13 protein-coding genes are annotated in these 21,545 nt (G+C 64.7%); 1 reads left to right on the top strand and 12 read right to left on the bottom strand.

Annotated elements, in window-relative coordinates; genetic code table 11:
• Positions 1–12: 12 nt before the first annotated feature.
• The 8 genes from GPA27_RS15920 to GPA27_RS15885 form a co-directional block, all read right to left on the bottom strand.
• A complete protein-coding gene (locus GPA27_RS15920) occupies positions 13–1,824 on the bottom strand; it encodes a DUF1302 family protein (protein ID WP_169141544.1) in 1,812 nt (603 codons plus the stop codon).
• A 36-nt stretch (positions 1,825–1,860) separates the two neighbouring features.
• Positions 1,861–2,859, bottom strand: a complete 999-nt coding sequence (locus GPA27_RS15915) for a WD40/YVTN/BNR-like repeat-containing protein (RefSeq protein ID WP_256222985.1) — start codon at positions 2,857–2,859, stop codon at positions 1,861–1,863.
• Positions 2,860–2,861: 2 nt separating this feature from the next.
• Positions 2,862–4,235, bottom strand: a complete 1,374-nt coding sequence (locus tag GPA27_RS15910; RefSeq protein ID WP_169141543.1) for a DUF1329 domain-containing protein — start codon at positions 4,233–4,235, stop codon at positions 2,862–2,864.
• A gap of 40 nt (positions 4,236–4,275) precedes the next feature.
• Complete coding sequence (locus tag GPA27_RS15905) at positions 4,276–6,702, bottom strand: efflux RND transporter permease subunit (protein WP_169141542.1); 2,427 nt, start codon at positions 6,700–6,702, stop codon at positions 4,276–4,278.
• Positions 6,703–6,804: 102 nt separating this feature from the next.
• Positions 6,805–8,046 (bottom strand): thiolase family protein, encoded by a 1,242-nt coding sequence (locus tag GPA27_RS15900; RefSeq protein ID WP_169141541.1) that lies wholly within the window; start codon positions 8,044–8,046, stop codon positions 6,805–6,807.
• A gap of 49 nt (positions 8,047–8,095) precedes the next feature.
• Positions 8,096–9,211, bottom strand: coding sequence for a saccharopine dehydrogenase family protein (locus tag GPA27_RS15895; RefSeq protein ID WP_169141540.1), 1,116 nt, complete (start codon positions 9,209–9,211; stop codon positions 8,096–8,098).
• Positions 9,212–9,242: 31 nt separating this feature from the next.
• Entirely contained in the window at positions 9,243–10,862 is a 1,620-nt protein-coding gene (locus GPA27_RS15890; protein ID WP_169141539.1) for an AMP-binding protein, read from the bottom strand.
• A 37-nt stretch (positions 10,863–10,899) separates the two neighbouring features.
• Positions 10,900–12,156, bottom strand: coding sequence for an acyl-CoA dehydrogenase family protein (locus GPA27_RS15885; protein ID WP_169141538.1), 1,257 nt, complete (start codon positions 12,154–12,156; stop codon positions 10,900–10,902).
• Between the two features lie 342 nt (positions 12,157–12,498).
• Here GPA27_RS15885 and GPA27_RS15880 point away from each other — a divergent pair, with 342 nt between their 5' ends.
• On the top strand, positions 12,499–15,198 hold the full coding sequence (locus GPA27_RS15880; RefSeq protein WP_169141537.1) for a winged helix-turn-helix domain-containing protein: 2,700 nt from the start codon (positions 12,499–12,501) through the stop codon (positions 15,196–15,198).
• 567 nt (positions 15,199–15,765) lie between these two features.
• On the opposite strand, the gene GPA27_RS15875 is transcribed toward GPA27_RS15880, so the two are convergent.
• The 4 genes from GPA27_RS15875 to GPA27_RS15860 all read right to left on the bottom strand — a co-directional run bounded on the left by GPA27_RS15875 (position 15,766) and on the right by GPA27_RS15860 (position 21,505).
• On the bottom strand, positions 15,766–17,421 hold the full coding sequence (locus GPA27_RS15875; protein ID WP_169141536.1) for an electron transfer flavoprotein-ubiquinone oxidoreductase: 1,656 nt from the start codon (positions 17,419–17,421) through the stop codon (positions 15,766–15,768).
• A 21-nt stretch (positions 17,422–17,442) separates the two neighbouring features.
• Positions 17,443–19,032: an MFS transporter gene (locus GPA27_RS15870; protein ID WP_246261164.1), complete on the bottom strand. Its 1,590-nt coding sequence runs from the start codon at positions 19,030–19,032 to the stop codon at positions 17,443–17,445.
• 102 nt (positions 19,033–19,134) lie between these two features.
• Positions 19,135–19,596: a MaoC family dehydratase gene (locus tag GPA27_RS15865; RefSeq protein WP_169141535.1), complete on the bottom strand. Its 462-nt coding sequence runs from the start codon at positions 19,594–19,596 to the stop codon at positions 19,135–19,137.
• A 205-nt stretch (positions 19,597–19,801) separates the two neighbouring features.
• A complete protein-coding gene (locus tag GPA27_RS15860) occupies positions 19,802–21,505 on the bottom strand; it encodes an AMP-binding protein (RefSeq protein WP_169141534.1) in 1,704 nt (567 codons plus the stop codon).
• Positions 21,506–21,545: the final 40 nt, after the last annotated feature.

Raw genomic sequence — 21,545 nt, 5'->3', positions numbered from 1 at the left:
TCCAGGCCGGGATCAGAAGTAGAAGGTGCCGCGCATAAACACTTCGTTGGCGGACTGCAGGTTCGCGCCGAAGTCATCCCCGCCGCCGTCGCTGCGCAGGATGTTTCCGTAGAGGTCGAGCTGGAAGGACTTGTTCGGCTTCCACTTGACCCCGGGCTGGATCAGCCAGCCGCCGCGCAGGTCGGTCAGCATGGTGAGGTCGCCGCGCCACTCCAGGGTTTTCGACGGTTGCTGGATCGCCAGGGCCACGGCATTGAAGCTGTCGAGCCCCTTCGGACGCTCGCCGGGCTTGTTGTCGAGGCCGGAGAGGTGGCGCCCGAACAGATCGCTCGCGGTCTTGTGCAACCATTGCGCGACGATGTAGGTGGCGGGGATGTCGGCGCTGAACTTGTGGTATTTCTCGACAATGAAGGCGAACTGGGTCTCGTTTTCCTCGACGTAGCGGCGCGACAACGTCGGGTTGGTGAACTTCTTGTCCGGGGTCCAGGAGAGTTCGAAGCGGCCCACCAGCTGGTCGAGGAAGGAATCGGGCTCGCCTTCGAAGACGTGGTTCACGCTGAAGCCGAACACGTTCTCGCGCGGAAACTCGCGGGCGATGTGACCACGCAGGTTGCCGAGGCCGGCCACCGGATCGAAGAAGGTGTCGAGCACGCAGGACGTCGCGGCCTTGTTGGGCAGCGAGATCTTCCCGCCGCTCACCGTGCCGCCGCACCCTGCTGCGACCGCAGCCGAGCCCAGGCCCAGCGTCGCCGGGAATTCGTTCAGCGCGCTTTCCAGTCCGCCGATGCCGTCCAGTCCGACGAGGCTGGCATAGTGGAACCATTCCGCGGCGCTGTAGATGCCCTGCCCCGTGCCCGCCTCGAAGGCGGTATTGGCGAGGACGCCCTTGCGGGAATCGGTCCACTTCACGACGCCGTCGGGATTGCGTCGATTCACCGCCATCAGCTGGACGCCGAAGTCGCCGAGTTTTCCGCGCACCCGTCCGCCGAAGGTCCAGTCGTCCTTGACCTTGTCGTAACCCGCCCGCTCCTGCACCGCGAATTGCGACGGAATGGTGTTGTACGGCGAGTTGTCGCCAGGGAGGATCGTGGGCTGGAAGCGCTGCGTGAAGCCTTCGACCTCCCAGTCGTTATTCACGCGGAAGCTGCCGCGCAGCGCGAGCGAGGGCACGCGCTTGTCGGAATATTCCTCGGCGGCGACGTCGAGTATCGAGTGGCGGCGCAGGTCGATGCCGTTGGGCACGTCCAGCACGCGGAAGAAGATTGATTCACCCCACGCGATCTGCTGGTTGCCGAAGCGCAGCCACAGCGGGCCGTCGTTGTAGTCGAGATAGGCTGCCGGGATGTCGAGCATCCAGTCCTTGCGCGCGACCTCGAACGGCGTGCCGCCGCGGCTGCCACGGAATTCCTGCTCGAAGAGGTTCTCCTTCCTGAAGGCGCCGTCGACCTGGCCGATACCGTCGTAGAACCCCCGCAGCTTCACGTGGGCCGCCAGCGACTCGCTCAGTTTGCCGTCCGCAGCCAATTCCACGCGTGTGGCGAACATGTTGAAGGTGTTGGAATCCTTCAGCGATCCCGGCCGGGTCAGCGTCGCGGGCGCGACACCTGGCGCGAGGAAAGGGCCGAGGCCGGTGTTCGGCACCGCCTTGCCGTTGAAGACGTTGCCCTGCTGGTTGGCCGGATTGTCCTCGCCTCCGACCCGTACCGCGATTTCCTCCCTAACGAAGCCGGAAAACTGCCACTCGGCCGCGAGTGTCGACGCCGGGGCGAGAAGCGCAGCGATCCACAGGCTGCTGCGCGTGAAGCCGAATGCCTTGGTGTTCATCGTGTCCCCTACCTTGTCTTGTTGTGTCGTGTCGCGTCACGGCGCGAGTTCGAGCAGCGTGCCGGCTGCGCCGGCGGTCATCACCCGCCATGCGCCTTGCCCTTCGCCGTCCCGTCGGGCGGCGGTCACGGCTTGATGCCAGGCCTGGGTGACGAGCCGGGAGTCGATGCGGCGCCAGCTCGCGCCACCGTCATCGCTGCGCAGGATGGTGTTGATGCCGGAGGCGACGATGCGCCCGTGGCCGTCGCCCCACACGCCCGTCAGGATCGCTGCGGAACCCGTGGGCAGTGCTTTCCAGCTCGCGCCACCGTCGGTGCTCGCCAGCACCGTTCCCGCCTGGCCCACCGCGTAGGTGTTGCCGTCGCCCGCTTGCGCGAGGCCGAAGAGGGACTGCTCGCCGCGATGCACGACCTGCCAGCGCACGCCATCCGCCGAGCGCAGGATCACGCCGAATTCGCCGACGATCGTGACCATGCCGTCGTCGCCGACATGGACGTCGTAGAGATGCGGTTCGGCGCCGCCCTCGCCGACTCCGGTCCAGTCGATCGCGACCGGCTGCCACGCATGGCCGCCGTCGGTAGAGCGCAGTACCGTGCCGAAAGCACCGACCGCGTAGGCCTGCCCGCGGCCGTTCAGGCTCACCGCCATCAGCCGCGCGTTGCCGACCGGGGCGACGGGACGCCACTGACGGCAGTCGTCGGCGGCGAGGATCGTCCCGAGCTGGCCGACCGCGAGGCAGTGGCCCGCCCGGATCGCCGCACCGAGCAGCACCGGGGTCTTGGCCGGGACCGCGAGTGGAGCCCAACTCGCACCGCCGTCGTCGCTGCCGAGGATGGTGCCGAAGGCGCCGACCGCGATACCCTGTCGTCCGTCGAATGCGAGATCGAAGAGGGCGTCGTGGGCGCCCCCGCTGCGGATCGCCTTCGGCGACGGACTCGCCGGGCCTTCCGACGCCGTGACGCTGGCCCCGGCGAACACCAAGAGGGACGCAGCCACCACGCGGCGAAGCATGATTCTGGACTTGAGTGCCTTCACGATCAGGTCCCCAGCCGCTGCATGGCCTGTTCGGTCAGGTACTTCTCGTACAGACCGGCCTGGTTGTAGCCCGACGACACACCGCCCGCGACGGTCTTGGCCTGAACGAAGCGCGTCATCCGGTTGGACTGGATGTCGTGGCAATGCACGCCCGTCCACGACCACGCGGTGTTCTTGCCGTCGAGGACGCGCGCCCCACCCTTCTCGTAGAGGCTGTATTGTGGTTCGAACTGCTTCCAGATCTCGCCGCGGCGATCGTAGGTGACATAGGCGACATACATCATGTTGCGCACGTCGATCCACACCCTCTTCTTCGACACCGGCGCGCGCGAATAGCCCACCGGCTCGGCCTCGACAACGATCACCTCGGGGCACAGCTCCATCTGGGTCTCGAAGAAGGTCTGGCCCTTCGGGCCGCCGTGCACCGGGCGCTCCCAGTTCGCGTGGTCGCCGTACCAGTTCTCCGACACCGCGCCGAGGAAGGGGCCGCGGCCGACGATCTTGTAGTTGCCCCAAGTCAGCATCGGGTCGCCGGCTGCCCAAGCGTCCGACAGGTACAGCGCCATGCCCGCCACCAGCGGTTCGAAACGCTGATTGGTCGGGAACTTGCGCACGCGCTTGAAGGCCGGCAGATAGCCGACGAGATCCGGGAACTTGCGCTGGTCGTAGTGCCACGTGTTGAGATAGGACGTGCCCTTGACGTCGGCGGGCGACGTGAAGAACACCGACTGGAAGCGCAGCTTGTCCTCGAGCCCCTTCAGGTAGGGGCCGCCGGCGCCGACGCGAGCGACGGTGTTCTCCTCGACCCACACGAAGTCGTACTGGTACGAGACGTCCCCGTCCGGCCCGATCTCCCAGTCGCGCACGGCATACACCGAGTTGTCGTGGCGCCCCCAGCACAGCGTCAGGTTCGCGAACACTTCGTTTGCGCTCGTGCCCTCGGGGAACGGGTTCCCGCCGATCCACGGCTTGCCGTCGGTGGTCACGACGTTGCCGTCCTGATCGAGCTTCGCCTTGCCCTTGTTGCGCAGCGTCGCCTCGAGGTATTCGTGCGGGTACATGCGGGTGACGTCGCGCGTCGAGGCGACGATGCGGATGCGCCGCCCCATCTCCTTCACCTGCCTGTAGGCGACGGGGTCGAGCAGGTTCTTGACGAGCTCCACGTTGTCCGCGGTGATCAGGTCGCCGGTCTTGATCTTGCCCTTGGTGTAGCCCTCGATCGACAGCAGTTCGTCGGGATAGGCCTTGGTGATGTCGGCCGAATGCGCGATGAGCGGCCACAGCGGGGTCAGCACGCCGGCGGTGAGGATGCCCTTGGCGGTCTTCTCCATGAAGTTGCGCCGGCTGTAATCGAAGTCGAATTTGCGGATATGCATGTCTCACTCCTCCTTGTGTTCGGGATGGATCCCGTCGTGTTTACAGCGTCGCCACCGAGACCCGCAGGCCCCCCGGAGCGGGTTCGACCGATTCCGAAAGCACCGAGATGTCCGATTCGAGGAAACGGGGGCGGAACAGGTACACCAGCAGCGGCACCAGCAACAGCGCCAGGACCATGTTGATCAGCATCACGACCACCAGCATCAAGCCCATGTCGGAGAGGAACTTGAGCTCCGACAGGAAGTACCAGGGCGCGATGCCGAGCGTCATCAGGCTGGCGGTGAAGAAGATCGCCTTGCCGCAGGTGGTGAGCGCGCTGCGGATGGCCAGCGGCAGGTCCTTGTGCGCGAGGTGGTATTCCTCGCAGATGCGGGTCAGCAGGTAGATGCCGTAGTCGATGCCGACACCGATCCCGATCGCGAGGATGGGCAGCGAATTCACGTCGAGGCCCAGTCCGACCAGCGACATCGCCGCGGTGAGGAAGACGTTGGCGAGATTCACCGGCACCAGCAGTACCAGCCCGGCGGCAAACGAGCGATAGGCGAACGAACAGCCGATCAGGATCACCAGATTCAGCGCGCCGAGGATGTACCACTGGTACAGATCCACGGTGTCGTTGATCGACTGCTGCAGGGCGATCGAGCCAGAGCCGAGGCGGATCAGGAAGTTCGGGTGGGATGTGCCTACCTGATCGATGCATTTGCGCGCTTCGACCAGCGCCGCATCGACGGTCGCCTGCTTGTTATTGGGGTACCACAAAGAAACGGTGCCGTTTTCCTGCTCGAAGTCGGTGACGTGCAGGTAAGCCTTGGCGTTCGTGCCGACCATCAGCGCACCCGCTGCGGCGGCGGCCGAGGCGTCATCCGGGTCGAGCGGCGCCCACTTCGGATTGCCGCCGTTGAACACGCGGTTGGCTTCAGGCGCATAGTCGGCGAAGGACAGCGTCGCGGTGGGCGGATTGGGGCCGCTTTCGAGGCAGTGCTGCAAGGCCTGCATCGTGCCCAACGTGTCGGCCTGGCGCACGATGCGGCCGGATTTGCCTTCGAAGATCACTTCCAGCGTCATCAGGCCCGGGAAGTTCCGGTTGATCTCGCGCACCGCGACGTTGAACTGCGAATCGTCGCGCAGCAGGTTGCTGCCTTCCACCGGATTGCCGACCTGGATGCGGAACATCTCGACGAGGGCCAGCGCGCTCAGCACGACGAAGACGGCTGCGGTGAAGCGCGCGCGCCGGCCCACGGCGAAGCGGCCGATGCCGACGAGCAGCGTCTGCATCCCGCGCTGCAGCGCCCCGCCCTGACCTTCCGTGGCCAGCAGGTGGTCGAGATTCTTCGGCCGCGGCAACAGGCTCAACATCACCGGCGTCAGGAACACGCCGGTCGGCACGAGGTTGAGCGCCCACAGGCCGGTGAAGAGCGCGAAGCGTTCCAGCGCGGGAATCGGCGCGATCGCGACCAGCAGGAGGCCGACGACGTCGGTGAAGATACCGAGCGTGCCCGGCCACATCAGCGAGACGAGCGAGGTTTCAGCCGCCTTGTGCTTGTCGCCGAACTGCTGCAGCAACTCGTAGTAGCGCTCGGTGGCCTGCACGCAATGGCTGAAGCAGCGCGCGATCAGCAACAGCGGTACGACCATCAGCAGCGGCTCGACCGGATGCCCGATCCAGCCCACGAGGCCGAAGCCCCACACCGCCGACACGGCACTGACGATCACCGGCGTGACGATCCCCGCGACGTTGCGCATGTGCAGCGCGAGCAGCACGAACATCAGCGCCAACGTGACGCCGAAGATCTTTGCGGTATCCGAACCGAAGAAGTACACCCAGCCGGTGAGCATCGGCCATCCGGCGACGTAGACCTCATGCGCCTCGTCGCGCTCGCGGGCGACGAGATCCTGCACGAAGGTGAACAACTGGCCGTAATCCACCAGCCGCTCGATGAAGGTCGCATTGATCACCGCGGCGGTGCCGTCTTCCGACACCAAGAAGGTGCGCGCGCCGGCCGACTCGTTCACGCGACGGCGCACCTCTGCGAGCTCCTCGGCGGTCGTCGGCGGATGGTCGTCCATGATCGGGTTGGAATAGATCCCGTCGGCCGTCACAACCGTGTAGCGGGCCTTTTCGGTGGCGATGGAGAGGATCTGGTCGTGGTCGACGCCGGGCGCGAGATCGATCTCGCGCGACATGTCCCAGATCTTCTTCATCGTCTCCGGCTGGTACAGGTCCTTCCCGTCCTTGCGCTTGACCATCACGGTGATGGTCAGCGGATTGCCGAAGTTGGGGTGGTCCTTGTACGCCTGGACGAAGGGATGATTCTTCGGGAACAGATCCGAAAAGATCGTCCGCACCTCGATGCGCTGCAGACCGACAGCAAAGAACGCCGTCGCCAACGCCATCACTGTCAGCACCAGGAACCGGTGGCCGAGGGCGAACCTGGCCAACCGATGGCGCAACTCCATTGCCTCCATTTTCTTGTCTCCAACCTGCCTTCTGTTATCGAAGCTCAGCCCTGCAGCGGGCCGAGCGCTTCGTTTTTTTCTTCTTGCTTACGAGTTCCGTCCGCGATCAGTTCATCGCCCGAGGAGCGTCACGCACGCGACCGCTTCCTCGATGCCGTAGAGGCCGCCGCCGTTCTCCGCCAGTGCAAGTCGCACCCCCTCGACCTGGCGCGCACCCGCTTCGCCGCGCAACTGGGTGACGAGCTCAAAGATCTGGCCCAGCCCTGTCGCGCCGATCGGATGCCCCTTCGATTCCAGGCCACCGGACGGATTGATCGGGATGCGCCCGCCGATGGCGGTCTCGCCCCGTTCGGCGCACACGCCTCCCATGCCCGGAGCACACAGGCCGAGCACTTCCGACTGGATGATTTCGCCGATGGCGGTGGCGTCATGCACCTCCGCGACCGAAATGTCTTCCGGTCCCACGCCCGCCTGTTCATAAACTTTCTGCGCAGCAGTACGCACCAGATGCAGGTCGAGCGCTTCCGCTGCACGGTCCGAGCCGCCCTGCAGCGCCCAACCAAGCACCTTGATCGCACGGGACGTCCGCCCCGCCAACCGCGCCAGCCCGGCCTCGCTGCACACGATCGCCGCCGCAGCACCGTCACTCACCGGCGAACACATCGGCAGCGTCAGCGGATAGGTGATCGGCGGTGCCGCGAGGATCTCGTCGATGCTGTAGGCCTGCTGATATTGCGCCAGCGGGTTATGCACCGAGTGGCGGTGGTTCTTTGCCGACACAGCGGCGAACTGGCGCTGCGTGCTACCGTATTCGCGCATGTGCATGCGCCCGAAGGCGGCGTAGATGTCCATGAACACGCTGTACGGCCTGGGCGAGACACTGCCCGCCGGTGGTTCGATGCCCTCGCCCATGCGCAGCAACCGGTCGCGCCCGGCGGCCACGTCATGCACGTCCCATGCGCCGTCGAACACACCGAAGGTGCGCGCCTTGTCGTCGGAGAACATCTTTTCCGCGCCGACAGCGAGCACGACGTCTGCCGCACCACCGCTGACCAGGGCCACCGCCATCTGGAAAGCTGTGCTCGCACTGGCGCAGGCATTCTCGACATTGACCACCGGAAGCCCCTCGAAGCCCATCGCACGCAGCGCGATCTGGCCCCGGACCATGTCCTGCCCCTCCATGTGGCCCTGCGCCGCGTTCGCGAAGAAGGCCATCTGGACATCGCTCGCCTGACAACCGGCATCGGCCAGCGCCTGCTCGACCGCGACGCGGGTGAGCTGCTTGACGCTGGTGCCCAGATGCTTGCCGAAGGGCGTCATGCCGACGCCCGCTACATACACTCGTTGATTCATTTCGCTCTCTCGCGTTGATCCGGGTTCGGGAACTGCAAACGCCGCGCGCTCAAGCGCTGTACACCTGCCACGCGAGATGACCTTCCTCGGCCAATGCCGCCAGCAGATTGCGGGCGCCGAAGGCCTGCGCCGGCGACACGAAGCCGACCGCCTGAAGCTGGCCGCGCAGCACGCGCCGGGCGGCCTCGGCGCCGAGCACGCCGGTCTGGATGTAGGGGGAATTGCCGCGCAGCACGACGTTGACCGAGGCGGTCTTGCCGCGCCCGTAGCACGACAGCACGCAGCGATTTATTTCCGGATCCTCGCGCGGCGGCTCGACAGAGGTGACTTCGCCACCCCACTGGTTCGTCACACGCTCCTGCTCGTCTGGCGGCAGTTCCCGGCACTCCTTCTCGAAGCGTTCGAGGATGTTCATCACCGCCTTGAACATCACCTGATTGCGGAAGGACACCAGTACCCGGCAATTGCGCACGCGCTTGTCGCCTTGGTACCAGACCGGTTCGCCGCCGCCGCCCCAGGGCAGTGCGTTGAACAGTTCGTGCTCGCCCGGCAGCGTGACCGTGTAACCGGTGGCGTAGGGCCACATCGTCGGCGTCTTGTCCTTGATGTAGTACTGTGGCTTGGTGCACATCCGCAGGAAGGATTTCGTCGAGGCGACGCTGGTTTGCGAGTCCGCCAGATAGGCGATCTCCAGCGAATCGATACCCGGGGTTTCCAGGGCGATCTCCGCCGCCAGCAGCCCTTCCGCCCACATGTAGGAATTGGCCGGGCACAGTGCCAGGCCGGCTTGGGCGAAGCGCTTGCCGTACTCGGCCTTGAGCATCGACATCCAGTCGGCTTCGCCTGTGGTGTCGAAGTAGTGACACCCCGCAGCAAGGCAGGCCTGCACGACCGGTTCCCCAATCTGCATGAAGGGGCCGGTCACGTTGATGACCACCTTCCTGCCGCGGAACAGCTCGGTCAGCGAAGCGACATCGTGAGTGACCGCCACGCAGCGGTAGTCGTGCCCCCCCAACTCGGGGACACGCCCCATCTCCTCCTCGAGCCGCTGCAGGTTGCGCCCCGCGGCGATGAAGGGGATGCCGCGCTCTGCAAGCTTCCACGCGATCAGCTTGCCCGTGTAGCCGCTGGCGCCGTACACCACCACTTCGTAATTCGTCTCCATTGCTTTCTCCTTTGATATTGAGGGTCGGCGGCTAACGCGCCATTGATTCGGCGCGACGCTCTTCGTGGATCTCGGCACCGGCAGCCTTGAAGGCATCCTTCAGGAACCGCTCCTGCGGCTTCTCCGAGGCGGTCTTGGGGATTTCGGCCACCACCTGCAGGTAGCTCGGGACGCTCGAGCTATCGAGCTTCTGGCGGCACAGGCGGAACAGCGTCTCGGGCGCGAATTCGATGCCGGCCTCCGGCACGATCGCGGCCACCACGTCCTTCTCGCCGGGGGCACCGGAGGCCGCGTCGATGCCGTACACGAAGACGTCGGAAACCATCGGGCTCTCGGCCAGCACCTTCTCGATCGTGGCGGGATCAACGAAATCGCCGTTGTGGCGGATCGCGCCCCCCATGCGGAAATCGAAGAACAGCCACCCGTCCGCGTCGACGTGACCGATGTCGCCCATCCGCAGCCAGCCGCCGCGCGTTTTTGCGGCCGAAGCTTCCGGGTTATGGAGGTAGGCGATCGCCGGGGCGGATCCGTCGGCGGGCTTGAAGATGATTTCACCGCGCTCGCCCGGCGCGACGTCCTGCCCGTACTCGTCGACGATTCGCATGCGAAGCGTTGCAGGCGGCTTCCCGACGCTTCCGACCGGGCCTTCGCCGACCGGTTTGATGCTCAGTCCGCCCTCCACCGCGCCATAAAACTCCAGGATCTCGACGCCGAAACGACGCTCGAAGTCCCGCCAGATCGCTGCCGGCATGCCGGCGCTGATCACGAAGCGCACCGGATTGTCGGCATCGTCCGCGCGGGGCGGCTCGCTGTAGATGGCGGTCGTCATGCCGCCCAGCAGCGTGAAGGTGGTGCAGCCATACTTGCGCGCCACATCCCACAGGCGTGACTTGGAGAACTTCCGGCTGATCACCGCCCGCATGCCCAGCTTGAGCACGCAGGACAGGGTCACCAACTGGGCGTTGCCGTGCGTCAGCGACAGACCGGTATAGGGCCGGTCGTCCTGACGGTAACCGAGCAGTGCGTGCCAATTTCCGACCGCGGCAAAGCGCGCGTGCGGAATCACCACGCCCTTCGGATCACCGGTGGTGCCCGAGGTATACATGATCTCCATCGGCTTCGACGGATCGTCGGCGACGATCTCCACCTCCGGCACCGAATCGCCGAGTACCTCCGCCAGGCGCTGCACGCCCGCATCGTCGGCCAGCGGCCTCTCCATCCGCGCGCCGCTGTCGATGACCCAGATCCATTCCAGCTCCGGCAACTGCGCGCGCACCGCGTCGAGGTTGTCGAGCACGTAGTCGGCGCAGATCACGCCCCGGCAGCCGGAATGGCGCAGCATGTACACCAGCTTGTCGCCCTTGGTACGCGGGTCGATGGGAACGAAGACCGCCCCGCTGATCGAAGCGCCGACCATGGCGTCGAGAAACTCGGGGTGGTTCTGCATCAGCAGCGCGAAATGCCCGCCGTTGGCGACACGACCGGCCTTGAGGGCAGCGGCGACACGCCGACCGTTATCCCACAGCTGCCGATAGGTACGCACCTCGTCGGGGCAACCTGGGTGCTCGAAGGTCACCACGTCCAGGTCCGGGTGGGTTTCGGCCCGGTTGGCGATGAGGTTCGCGAGAATCTGTTCGTCTCTTGCGGTCATGGCTGGGACTTCTCCGCTTCCTGTTGCTCGCCGCGCATCACAGACGATCCGGGTCGGCGAGGTAGTAGCCGCCTTTGATGGAGAGAATTTCGTTGCAACCGTCCTCGATCAGCGAGGCACGGGCATCGCGCAACAGCTTTTCGACCGGGTACTCGCGCGTCAGACCGTTGCCCCCGAAGATCTGCAAGGCATCGCTGGCGACTTCGAATGACGTCTGCGTGGCCGTCACCTTGGCGGTCATGGCCGCATGCAGCGAGGGCGCGGGGGAGATGAAGTTGTAGTGAAGGACGCGGTTCGTCAGCGCCCGCGAGGCCTCGACCTTGCGGAACATGTGGAACAGGCGCTGGGCCACCGACTGGTGGCGGATAATCGGCACGCCGCCCTGCTTGCGCTCGTGGGCATAGTCGAGTGCGTGTTCGTACGCCGCCCGCGCCACGCCGGTAAAGGTCGCGCCCATCAACCCGTTGGCGGCCGTGTGGATGATCTTTACCGCCGCCTGGAATTCATCCGGCCCCGCCAGCAGGTGGGTGCGCGGCACGCGAACGTTGTCGAAGTAGATCTCGCCCTGGTTGAGCGCACGCTGGCCGAGCTTGTCCAGCGGCTTCCCGCGCGAGACGCCCCTCGCATCCATCGGCACGATCACGACGCAGCCACGCTGCGAGTCGAGGGACGTGCCCGTGTCGGTCGCGCAGTACAGCACGCAGACATCGGCGATGGTGCCGTTGGAGACCCAGGCCGACTTCTGTCCGTTGATGACGACCTCGTCGCCGTCGATCCTCGCCCAGCAGTTCGGACGGCCGTACTGCCCTTGGGGGTGGAAGATCATCCGGTTCGGATCGATCGAATCGGAACCGTGATCCGGCTCGGTGATCCCCCAGCAGCCGAGCACCGCGTCCGGGTACAGCTTGAGCAGGTCGTCGCGACCGAGCACGGCGCACATGTATTGCGGCAGCATGGCGGCGCCGAAGGAAATCGCGAGGCCCGAGTCGCCCCAGCCCAAGGTTTCGAACAGCAGGCACATCATCTTGCCGCGTTCTTCCGGCTCGAACCCGAGCAGCGCCTCAACGCCGAACCCGAGCTCGACGAACTTGCGGCGCGATTCCCAGTACGGCGAATCGGCCGCCGCGACCTCGTCTGGCGTCATCCGGTCCAGCCGGGTGCCGATCGGACGCATCACGTCCGTGGCAAAGCGCTCGAGGCTTTCGAGGATCATGGCCGCCGTTTCGGAAAGCGGCGGCTCTGCACCCAGCGGCCCCAATCTGGCAGCGGCGGGCGTTGGGTTCCGGTCGTTCATGTTCGAATCTCCTCCGTGGGTGGAACGGGACGCCGAAACGCTGTCGGCATGGGGGAGATTTTTAATCGACCGATAAATCCTCTCAATCGCGCAAACCCATGACTTTCCGCGGCACGTGTCGTAACGGAAAACCGTGACAAGTGCTGCAATGCAAGATAAGCGCGGCGGTGCACAGCGATCCCGCAGCGCACCATGCGTCGGGCCCAGGCGCCAGCATTCACGCGCCTTCCACCGTCGCGCACACGCTTGTCAAAACCCCCGTTACGGTGTTTCCATCACCCTTTCGCGGATTCATACTGAAAGCGTCGAACACGCCCCGGCCACCCTTCTTACGTCCAGTTCATGCACCAGCAAGCCCTTTCCAGTCCCGGCATCCGCGTCAATACACGCAAGCTGCGCCCGTCTTACGACGCCGCGGGAAAGGTGGAACGGAGCCGGATCTTCGACCTGGTCGATCACTCGAACGCGAACCTTGTGCTCGTCACCGCGCCGGCCGGCTACGGCAAGACGACGACCCTGAGCCAGCTCTACTGCCAGATGCGCACCGCCGGCCGGGCGGCCTGCTGGCTGACGGTCGACGCGTCGGACGACGATCTCGGGCGCTTCACTTTCTACCTTCGCGCCGCGCTGAGCAGCGTGCTTGACGAGGTCGATGAACCGGAGAGCGCCGGGTCCGGCCTCGATGGCTCGACGGCGTCGAGCGCGCGCATGCAGCAGCTGCTCGAATCCCTCGATCTCGCGGAAGCTCCCTTCGTATTGTTCATCGACGAATTCGAGGAAATCGGCTCGACCAGGGTCCTCCAGCTCGTCAGCGAAGTCGTCGCCGCCCTGTCCCCGGGCCAGCAGATCGTCCTCGGCTCGCGGCATACGCCCGACCTCCCACTGGGGCGGCTGCGGGTCAGTGGTCGCCTGCTGGAGATCGACGCGGATCTGCTCAAGTTCGACCGGGAGGAATCGCGGCGCTACATTGCCGGCCGCTTGCCCTGCGCCCTCAACGAGGCGGAGCTGGATACGCTGCAACATCGCACCGACGGCTGGCCCGCGGCCTTGCAGCTCGCGGCGGCGGCGCTCACGGGGCGCACCGATACCGCGGCCCTCCTCGAAGGGCTGGCGGCATCGTCACGCAACATCTCGGACTACCTCGCCGAAGACGTCCTTGCCCGGCTCCCCCCGCGCCTGTGCGATTTCCTCCTCACGACCAGCCTGTTCGACGCCTTTTCGCCGGCCATGTGCGACGCGGCCCTCGGCGTCACCGACAGCCGCGAATGCATCGCCGCAACCGAGCGCGACAACCTGTTTCTCCAGCGCATCGACAATGACGGCCCCTGGTATCGCTACCACCCGCTCTTCCGCGAATTTCTGGGTACCCAACTACGTCACTCGGGCGTGACGCCACAACGCGTTGCCACCCTGCAGTTGAACGCAGCCCGCTGGCTCGCGGACCATGGCAGGCACTTTCCCGCCGTGCCCTACGCCCTGGCCGCCGGCGACCATGCACTTGCGGCCACCATCATGGCGACGCGGGCCAACGATCTGGTGCGGGTCGGACAGTTCGACACGGTTGCAAAATGGGTGGCCGCCATCCCGGCAGCGATTCTCGCGACGCACCCGCCCCTGCTGATTGCCGGCGCCTATGCCGCGACCTTCCTGCACCGGTACGGCGAGGCGTCCCGGCTCATCGAACTGCTCCCGGCGCAGGCCCAGGCCGACGAGGCAATCGCCGCCGAGCTGGTGGCCCTCAGGATCATGCTGTGCGCCTGGTCGGACCGGCTCGTGGAAGCCTTCCGGATCGGCGAATCCGCCCGCGCCAACCTCGCCGTAATGCCTCCCTACGTGGCCGGCCTGATCCACAATACCCTCGCCTACGAAGCCATCACGCTGGGGCGCGACATCAAGGCAATGCAGGAGATCGCTGCGGCGAAGCGCCTGCTCGAGCCCATCGGCGCCGTCCATGCCCTCAACTACAGCGTCAGCTTCGAAGGCGCCATCGCCCTGCTACAGGGCGAGGCGAAAGCCGCGCGGGCGCGCTTCGAAGGCACGCTGCAGGCGATCATCGCGGGCGGCCACCGTTACACGACATCAACCGCGATCGTCGCCGCCCACCTCGCCGAAGCCCTCTACGAGATCAACGAGATCGACGCGGCCGAAACGCTGCTCATCGACTATTTGCCGGTCATACACGACGGCTGCCTGCCCGACCACATCATCGTCGCGTACCGGGTGCTGGCCCGCATCCAGGCGCAGCGCGGACAGTATGCGAAAGCCCTGGTGACCCTCGACACGCTGCAGGACCTCGGGGACGTGCGATCGATCCCGCGCATTTCGGCAGCATCCCGAATCGACAAGCATCGGCTCGCGCTGCTCGCCGGCGACGTCGCGGCCGCCCAGCGAATGGCGCCGCTGATCGCGGACGCATCCGTGTGGCAGCCCTCAGAGGGATTTTCGCTCTACGCCGAAAACCTCGACGACCCGATCGTCTCCGACGCCCGGCAGGCACTGGTCGAAGGGTCGGTGCGCGCGATCATTCCCCGCCTACAGGACGCGATCTGCGAAGCCGGCGGACACAACCGGCGTCGACGCGTCGCAAGGCTGCAGTGCCTGCTCGCCCAAGCCTTCGAAGTCGCCCGTCGCCGGCCCCAGGCCCTCGAAACGCTTGAACGCGCCCTCGCACAGGCCGAGCCCGGTGGAATGCTGCGCGTCTTCGCCGACGAGCCCTGGCACCTCAACGAGTTGCTGAGAACGCTGGAAGATCGGAAATGCGCGGTCTCCGCGGGCTATCTACAGCACGTCCACGCCGCAGCGACCAAGACCGAACCGATCGCCCCCAAAGGCCACCCGCAGGACGAGGCCATGCGCCTCAGCCCCAAGGAGGGCCAGATCCTCCGCCTCCTCGCCGAAGGACACTCCAACAAGGAGCTCGCACGCAAGCTGTTCGTGACGGAGAACACCGTCGAAACCCACCTGCGCCGGATCTACGGGAAACTCGGGATCCGCAGCCGCACGCAGGCAGTGGCGAGAGCCTTGGAGTTGGGGCTCATCTGAGGGCTTGAGCTCGTGAGCCGCATGATCGGGTCTCATGAGCAGGCGGAACACATGCATAGCGTGTTGGAATTGCCGTCATCGGATACGGATTTCGCAACCCGCTGGCGATTGATCAGGGCAGGCCTTTCAAAGGTCTTGCCTGCCACCGAGAGGCGCCCCGCGCTTCCCCGGGCGCGCGGCTCTCGCGAGGTGTCTTGTGGAGATTTCGCCATGTGGCGGACATCGTCGGCCGCAGTGATCATTGCAGATCCACAAAGCATGTGCAGCCGCAGCTGCGCTGTGGCTAGTCGCTGCCCCTTAAGCGGGCGGCACCGAGCCCCCTGTCGCACTTGACATTATCCTCCTCGTGAAAGGAGCACGTTGTAGGGGGAAAATCGAGAAGGAAAATGCTGGCAAAGCTCAATCGATGAGCTGTCACGTGCACGCAGAGAACTGAGCGGTGCCCCATCGGGTCCCCCGACGACGTGCAGTAAAAAAATGGAAAGGTGCCGCGCGTGAAGGAAAGGGAGAGGGGGAGAGTAAACCGTCAAGCGCCAAGTTGACACCTTTCCGAAAGGAAAAGGATGGCTACATCCCTTGGTAGATCGGCCCCTCGCCGCCCTGCGGCACGACCCAGTTGATGTTCTGCGTCGGGTCCTTGATGTCGCAGGTCTTGCAGTGCACGCAGTTCTGCGCGTTGATCTGCAGGCGGGGGTTCGATCCTGATTCGTCGCGGACGATCTCGTACACCCCGGCCGGGCAGTAGCGCTGCTCGGGGGCGTCGTACCTCGCGAGGTTCACCGCGATCGGCACCGACGCATCCTTCAGCTGCAGGTGGCAGGGCTGATCTTCCTCGTGGTTGGTGTTCGACAGGAACACCGAGGAGAGGCGGTCGAAGGTCAGCACGCCGTCGGGCTTCGGGTAGTCGATCTTCGGGCATTCCGAGGCAAGCTTGAGCTTGTCGTGGTCGGAGCTGTTGTGCAGCGTCCACGGGGCCTTGCCTTTGAGCACCTTCTGGTCGATGCCGAAGAGCAGCGAGCCCATCCACAGGCCGCGCTTCATGTAGGGCTTGAAGTTGCGCGTCTTGTGCAGTTCCGCGTACAGCCAGCTGTTCTTGAACGCTTCCGGGAACGCGGCGAGTTCGTCGCGCTGACGTTCAGCGGCCACCGCGTCGAAAGCCGCTTCCGCGGCGAGCATGCCGCTCTTGATCGCTGCGTGGCTGCCCTTGATGCGCGCGGCGTTGAGGAAGCCCGCGTCGTCGCCGATCAGCGCGCCGCCCGGGAACACCAGCTTGGGCTGGCTCTGCAGGCCGCCCGCGGCGATCGCGCGCGCACCGTATGCGAGACGCTTGCCGCCTTCGAGATACTTGCGGATCTCCGGATGCGTCTTGTAGCGCTGGAATTCCTCGAAGGGCGAGAGGTGCGGGTTGGTGTAGTTGAGGCCCACCACGTAGCCGATCGCGACGAGGTTGTCCTCGAGGTGATAGACGAAGCCGCCGCCGTAGGTGTCCGAGGGCAGGGGCCAGCCGGTGGTGTGCACGACCACGCCCGGCTCATGACGCTCGGCGGGCACTTCCCACAGTTCCTTCAGGCCGATGCCGTAGGTCTGCGGATCGACGCCGTTCCTGAGGTTGAATTTGGCTTCGAGCTGCTTGCCCAGATGCCCGCGGCAGCCTTCGGCAAACAGCGTGTATTTCGCGTGCAGCTCCATGCCCGGCTGATACGCGGGGCCCTGCTCGCCTTCGCGCGTGACGCCCATGTCGCCGGTCGCAACGCCCTTCACGGCGCCGTTCATTTCGCCACTGAGGTCAAACAGGATCTCGGCCCCGGCAAAGCCCGGATAGACCTCGACGCCCAGCGCTTCGGCCTGCTCGCCGAGCCACTTCGCGACGTTGCCGAGGCGCACGATGTAGTTGCCGTGGTTGAGGAAACAGTCCGGCAGCAGGCCGGTGGGCACCTTGCGGCCGCCCGCCTCGTTGAGGAAGATCACGCGGTCTTCGATGACGGCGGTGGTGACCGGCGCGCCCTGTTCCTTCCAGTCGGGGATCAGCTCGTTGAGCGCACACGGGTCCATCACTGCGCCGGACAGGATGTGGGCGCCGATCTCGGCCGCCTTCTCGATCAGGCACACCGCCAGTTCCATGCCCTTCTCGTTGGCCAGTTGCTTCAACCGGATCGCCGCCGCCAACCCCGCAGGGCCGCCGCCGACGATCAGGACGTCGAATTCCATCGATTCGCGTTGCATATGCATTGCTTCCTTCAAGAATCAGCACTCCAGATAGCGCTGAATGCGCGGAGGTGTAGCGCTGATATGAAACCCGAGCCGCCGCTCGCGCAGGCGCTCATCGGCCGCAGTAAATCGCTCCAGCAGGCGTTGATGCTCGACCCAGCTCTCGTTGACAATATGCTCGATGTAACGCCCCGGCTCCGTGATATCGCGGTACAGCCGCCATGAAAGCGCCCCCTGGCGTAATCGAGCCCCGCGCGTCTCCTTCATCACGGTTCTGAAATCGTCCGCACGCGTCGGGTCGATCATGTATTCGATCGTCACGACTAACGGCCCTTCGTCGAAATTGATATCGACGACGGGGGGAACCAAATTCGCGCCTATCCGTACCGGCGTCAGATCCTCATCTTCCAGCCCACAGGCACCCAGCCGGTGCATTACGAAAAGTGCGAGCGGACCGATGATGGCAGCGGCAAGGATGCTGTCGGCGACGGTCGTCAGACGGGCTGAATAACCCCACAATGCGGCGCCCGCCGCCATGCCGCCCATCATCGCGATTTGAACGAACGACATGCCGCGTGCCCGCACCCAAGCCGGCAGGGCCCATTGCGCCGCAATGGTCAGCGAATTCGCGACGCCGATCCAAGCCATTCCCACAACAAACATCGCCGGCAGCGCCAACCAGAGTGTCGGCGCAAACACCACCAGCACCGATGTCACGCTGTGGATCCCTGTACCCCAATAGATGACCCGATCCCGGTCCAGATGTCCGCGCAGATATGGCAACAGGAAGATGCCGGCAATGGCACCGCCGCCCATGGCCGCGAGCATGGTCGTAAAGCTGCCAATCCCTTCACCGTGAAAATTGCGTGCGATCAGCGGCAGCAGAGCCGTCAGCGCCGTTACCTGGAAAAAGAAGAGGAAGGTCCGTGCCAGCACAACGCGCAACGCCGGGGACGCGAGGACATGCTTCAATCCGACCCGCATCGCACCGACGAAGCGCTCGCCCGGCAGCCGGCTGTCCTTGGGCGCTGGGCGACACCGCATGACCAGCAGGAAGGCGACTACCGACAGCACGGCGTTGGTCATAAAGACGTACTGGCTGCCGGCACTGGCCAGCAAGACTCCCGCTACCACGGGGCCCAGCAGGCGTGAGAAATGCACGGCAATCGCATTCAAACCGATCGCGGATGGCAGCTCGGTTTTCGATACGAACTCCGGGATGATCGCAATGAATACAGGCCATCGCATCGCCACGCCGATTCCGGCGAGAAAGGTAAACACCAGCAGCATCGCAGCCGTCAATGAGCCCGCGGCCACGAATGCCCACAGGCCGGTCGACACGCCCGCGCCCCATAGCAGGGTCGCCGCCATATAGCGCCGCCGGTCCATGATGTCTGCCAATGCGCCGCTCGGCAATCCGAGGATGAATACCGGCAATGTTGCTGCCGACTGCACCAGTGCGACCATCAGCGGATCGTTGGTCAGCGAGGTCATCAGCCACGCCGATGCAACATCCCCCATCGAGACGGTCAAATTGGCCGCAAACCAGGATAGCCACAACATGCGAAACGCTGCTCCGCTCAGCGGAGCCAGCACCGATGATTTTCCCAAGGACTTCGCAAACAAGTCCGTGTCCTCCGAACGATAACGTCCCGCCTGGCCTCTTCGTCGCCGGCCCAGCACCGGTGCTTCAACCGTCTTGCGGTTCGCACCCGACTCGCATACCGCTCACGCGTATAGCTGATTCAACGCTTCTGCGACGCACGCCGGCTTTTCGCTGCCCTTGAGCTCGACGACGACGCGCCAAGTCAGCTGTGCGCCGCCTTCGATGTCTTCATAGCGCTCCAGAAAGGCGCGCGCGCGCACCCAGCCGTCGACCGGCACCGGTGCGAGAAAGCGCGCACGGTTCAGCCCGTAGTTGACCCCGCGCTTGCGATGCTTGATGTCCAGTGAATCGAGGAAAAACCCTGCGATCAGAGACAGGGTGAGATACCCGTGGCTGATGGTCCCGCCATAGGGCGATTCCTTCCGCGCCCGATCGACGTCCACGTGAATCCACTGGCGGTCTCCCGTTGCCTCGGCGAACGCATTGATTCTCTGTTGGGTAATTTGCAGCCAATCGGTCACGAAGGCTTCCTCGCCAACTCGCGAACGCAGATCGCCAATTGACTCCACGACAAGCTTTCCCATTTTCGATCTCCTCGTCACATCTCTTGAATGTCATTGCATACGTCGCACCGGAAACGGACAGCGAATGCACGATATTCACTGGCATTCCCTGAAGCCGAATTCGACGACACACCCTGACGATATCAGCCGATCTTTCGGTGAGCCACGCAGTTCTTGGTGTCACCCATTCTTTGCGGGCATGGCGTCGCGGACGAAGACTTGCACGCTACTGGCGGGCAGCGTCTCGTCGCTCTCGATCGTTTTCATTCTGCTCATTCTGCAGCGCTCGCCATAACACCTTTCCCGAAAGTGTCCGGGGGAGGCTGCCGACGAATTCGATCAAGCGCGGGACTTTATAGGCTGCCAAATGCGTCCTCGCCCACTCGATGATGATCTCGGCTGAAATCGTCCCCTCTGCGTCGGGAACGGGCACGATCAGCGCCTTTGCGGTTTCCCCGCGATATTCATCGTAAGCTGCGAGGACGCAGGCTTCCTGGACCAAGGGATGCGCCACCAGGCAGGCCTCGACTTCGCTCGGCCAGATTTTCAGCCCCGAGGCGTTGATCATCCGCTTGAGGCGATCGGTGATATGGAAATAGCCGTCTTCGTCATGGTGGCCGATATCGCCGGTTCGTACGAAGGGTTTGCCGTCGATCTCGACGAATGCCTCCCGCGTCGCTTCGGGCTTGTTCCAGTATCCGATGAACTGTGTCGGGCAATTTATGACGATCTCGCCGGACTCGTTGCAATCCAATTCAGTCAGGTTTTCCGGATCGATGATTCTGGCATCGACGTCGATTTGGGGAATGCCGGCACATCCGCATCGTGCGTCCATAGGAGGATTGATGTGCGTGCTGCCGCATGTTTCCGTCATGCCATAGCACTCGATCGGAACCCGGCCAAGGCGCGCTTCCAATTCCTTCGCAATCGAGACGGGTGTCGGCGTCGCGCCGACATACAGGCGTTTGAGGGAGGAGAGGTCGTGGCGGGCAAACTCCGGACGCGCCAGCAATTCGATCAGCATCGGGGCGACCCCCCCCAAGCGTCCGACACGGAAACGTTCGATCAGCGCCGGGACGGCTCCAGCATCCCAACGCGCGAGCAGCACGATGCTCCGTCCCTGGAAGATTGCCTGATTCATGCCGCTCATGCCGGCGATGTGACACATCGGCAGGACCAGCAGATCGCTGCTGGGCGCTTTGTCGTCCAGCCACAACGAGCGCTGTGCGGTGGCGAGCGCGAGTGCGCGATGGCTCAACATCGCACCTTTGGGCTTGCCTGTCGTACCCGAAGTGTATGCGATCACCGCGAGATCGCTTCCAGTGACCACGATCGGGGACGGCGCCAAGGCAGCGGCGACGGCATTCCCGAATTCGTGCTCCCGATCGGACAGCGGCGGCTGGCCGGCCTCGGCGACGAAGTCCGGAATCTGCAGGAAATCCGGATTCCCTTCGGGATACGTCATGTCGCTGTAGGCCCCGACGATACAGCCCGTCAGGGATCCGTCATCGAGCCGGGGTCGGACCTTCGCCAACATGTCCTGCGTGACGATGGCCACGCGGGCGCCGCAATCACCGAGGTAATAGGCGGTTTCGTCGACAGTGCTCATCGGATTGATCGCCACCACCACTGCATTCGCGCGCAGGATCGCGTAATAGGCGATGATGAACTGCGGGCAATTCTGCATCAGGAGCAGCACCCGGTCGCCGCACCTGACACCCAGGCATTGCTGCAGATACCCGGCCAGATTCAGCACCGCCCGATGCAAACCCCCATAGCTGATCGGGCGGCCGTAGTAGTCGATGGCGATCCTGGCCGGGGCTCTCTCCGCACTGGCTTCGAGATGCCGGTAAAGAGAATATTCGGGCAGATCCAGCGTGTGTGGCACGCCCTCCGGCCAGTGCGCATGATGTCTCGTCAGCTTTGGCATTTCCGAATCCGAAGCAAGGTGAAGCGCCCGGGCGCGCCGA

This window comes from Aromatoleum toluolicum, from assembly GCF_012911005.2.
GTDB lineage: Bacteria > Pseudomonadota > Gammaproteobacteria > Burkholderiales > Rhodocyclaceae > Aromatoleum > Aromatoleum toluolicum.
The sequence above is the reverse complement of the archived record's forward strand: the minus strand, read 5'-3'. Positions and strand labels throughout refer to the sequence as shown.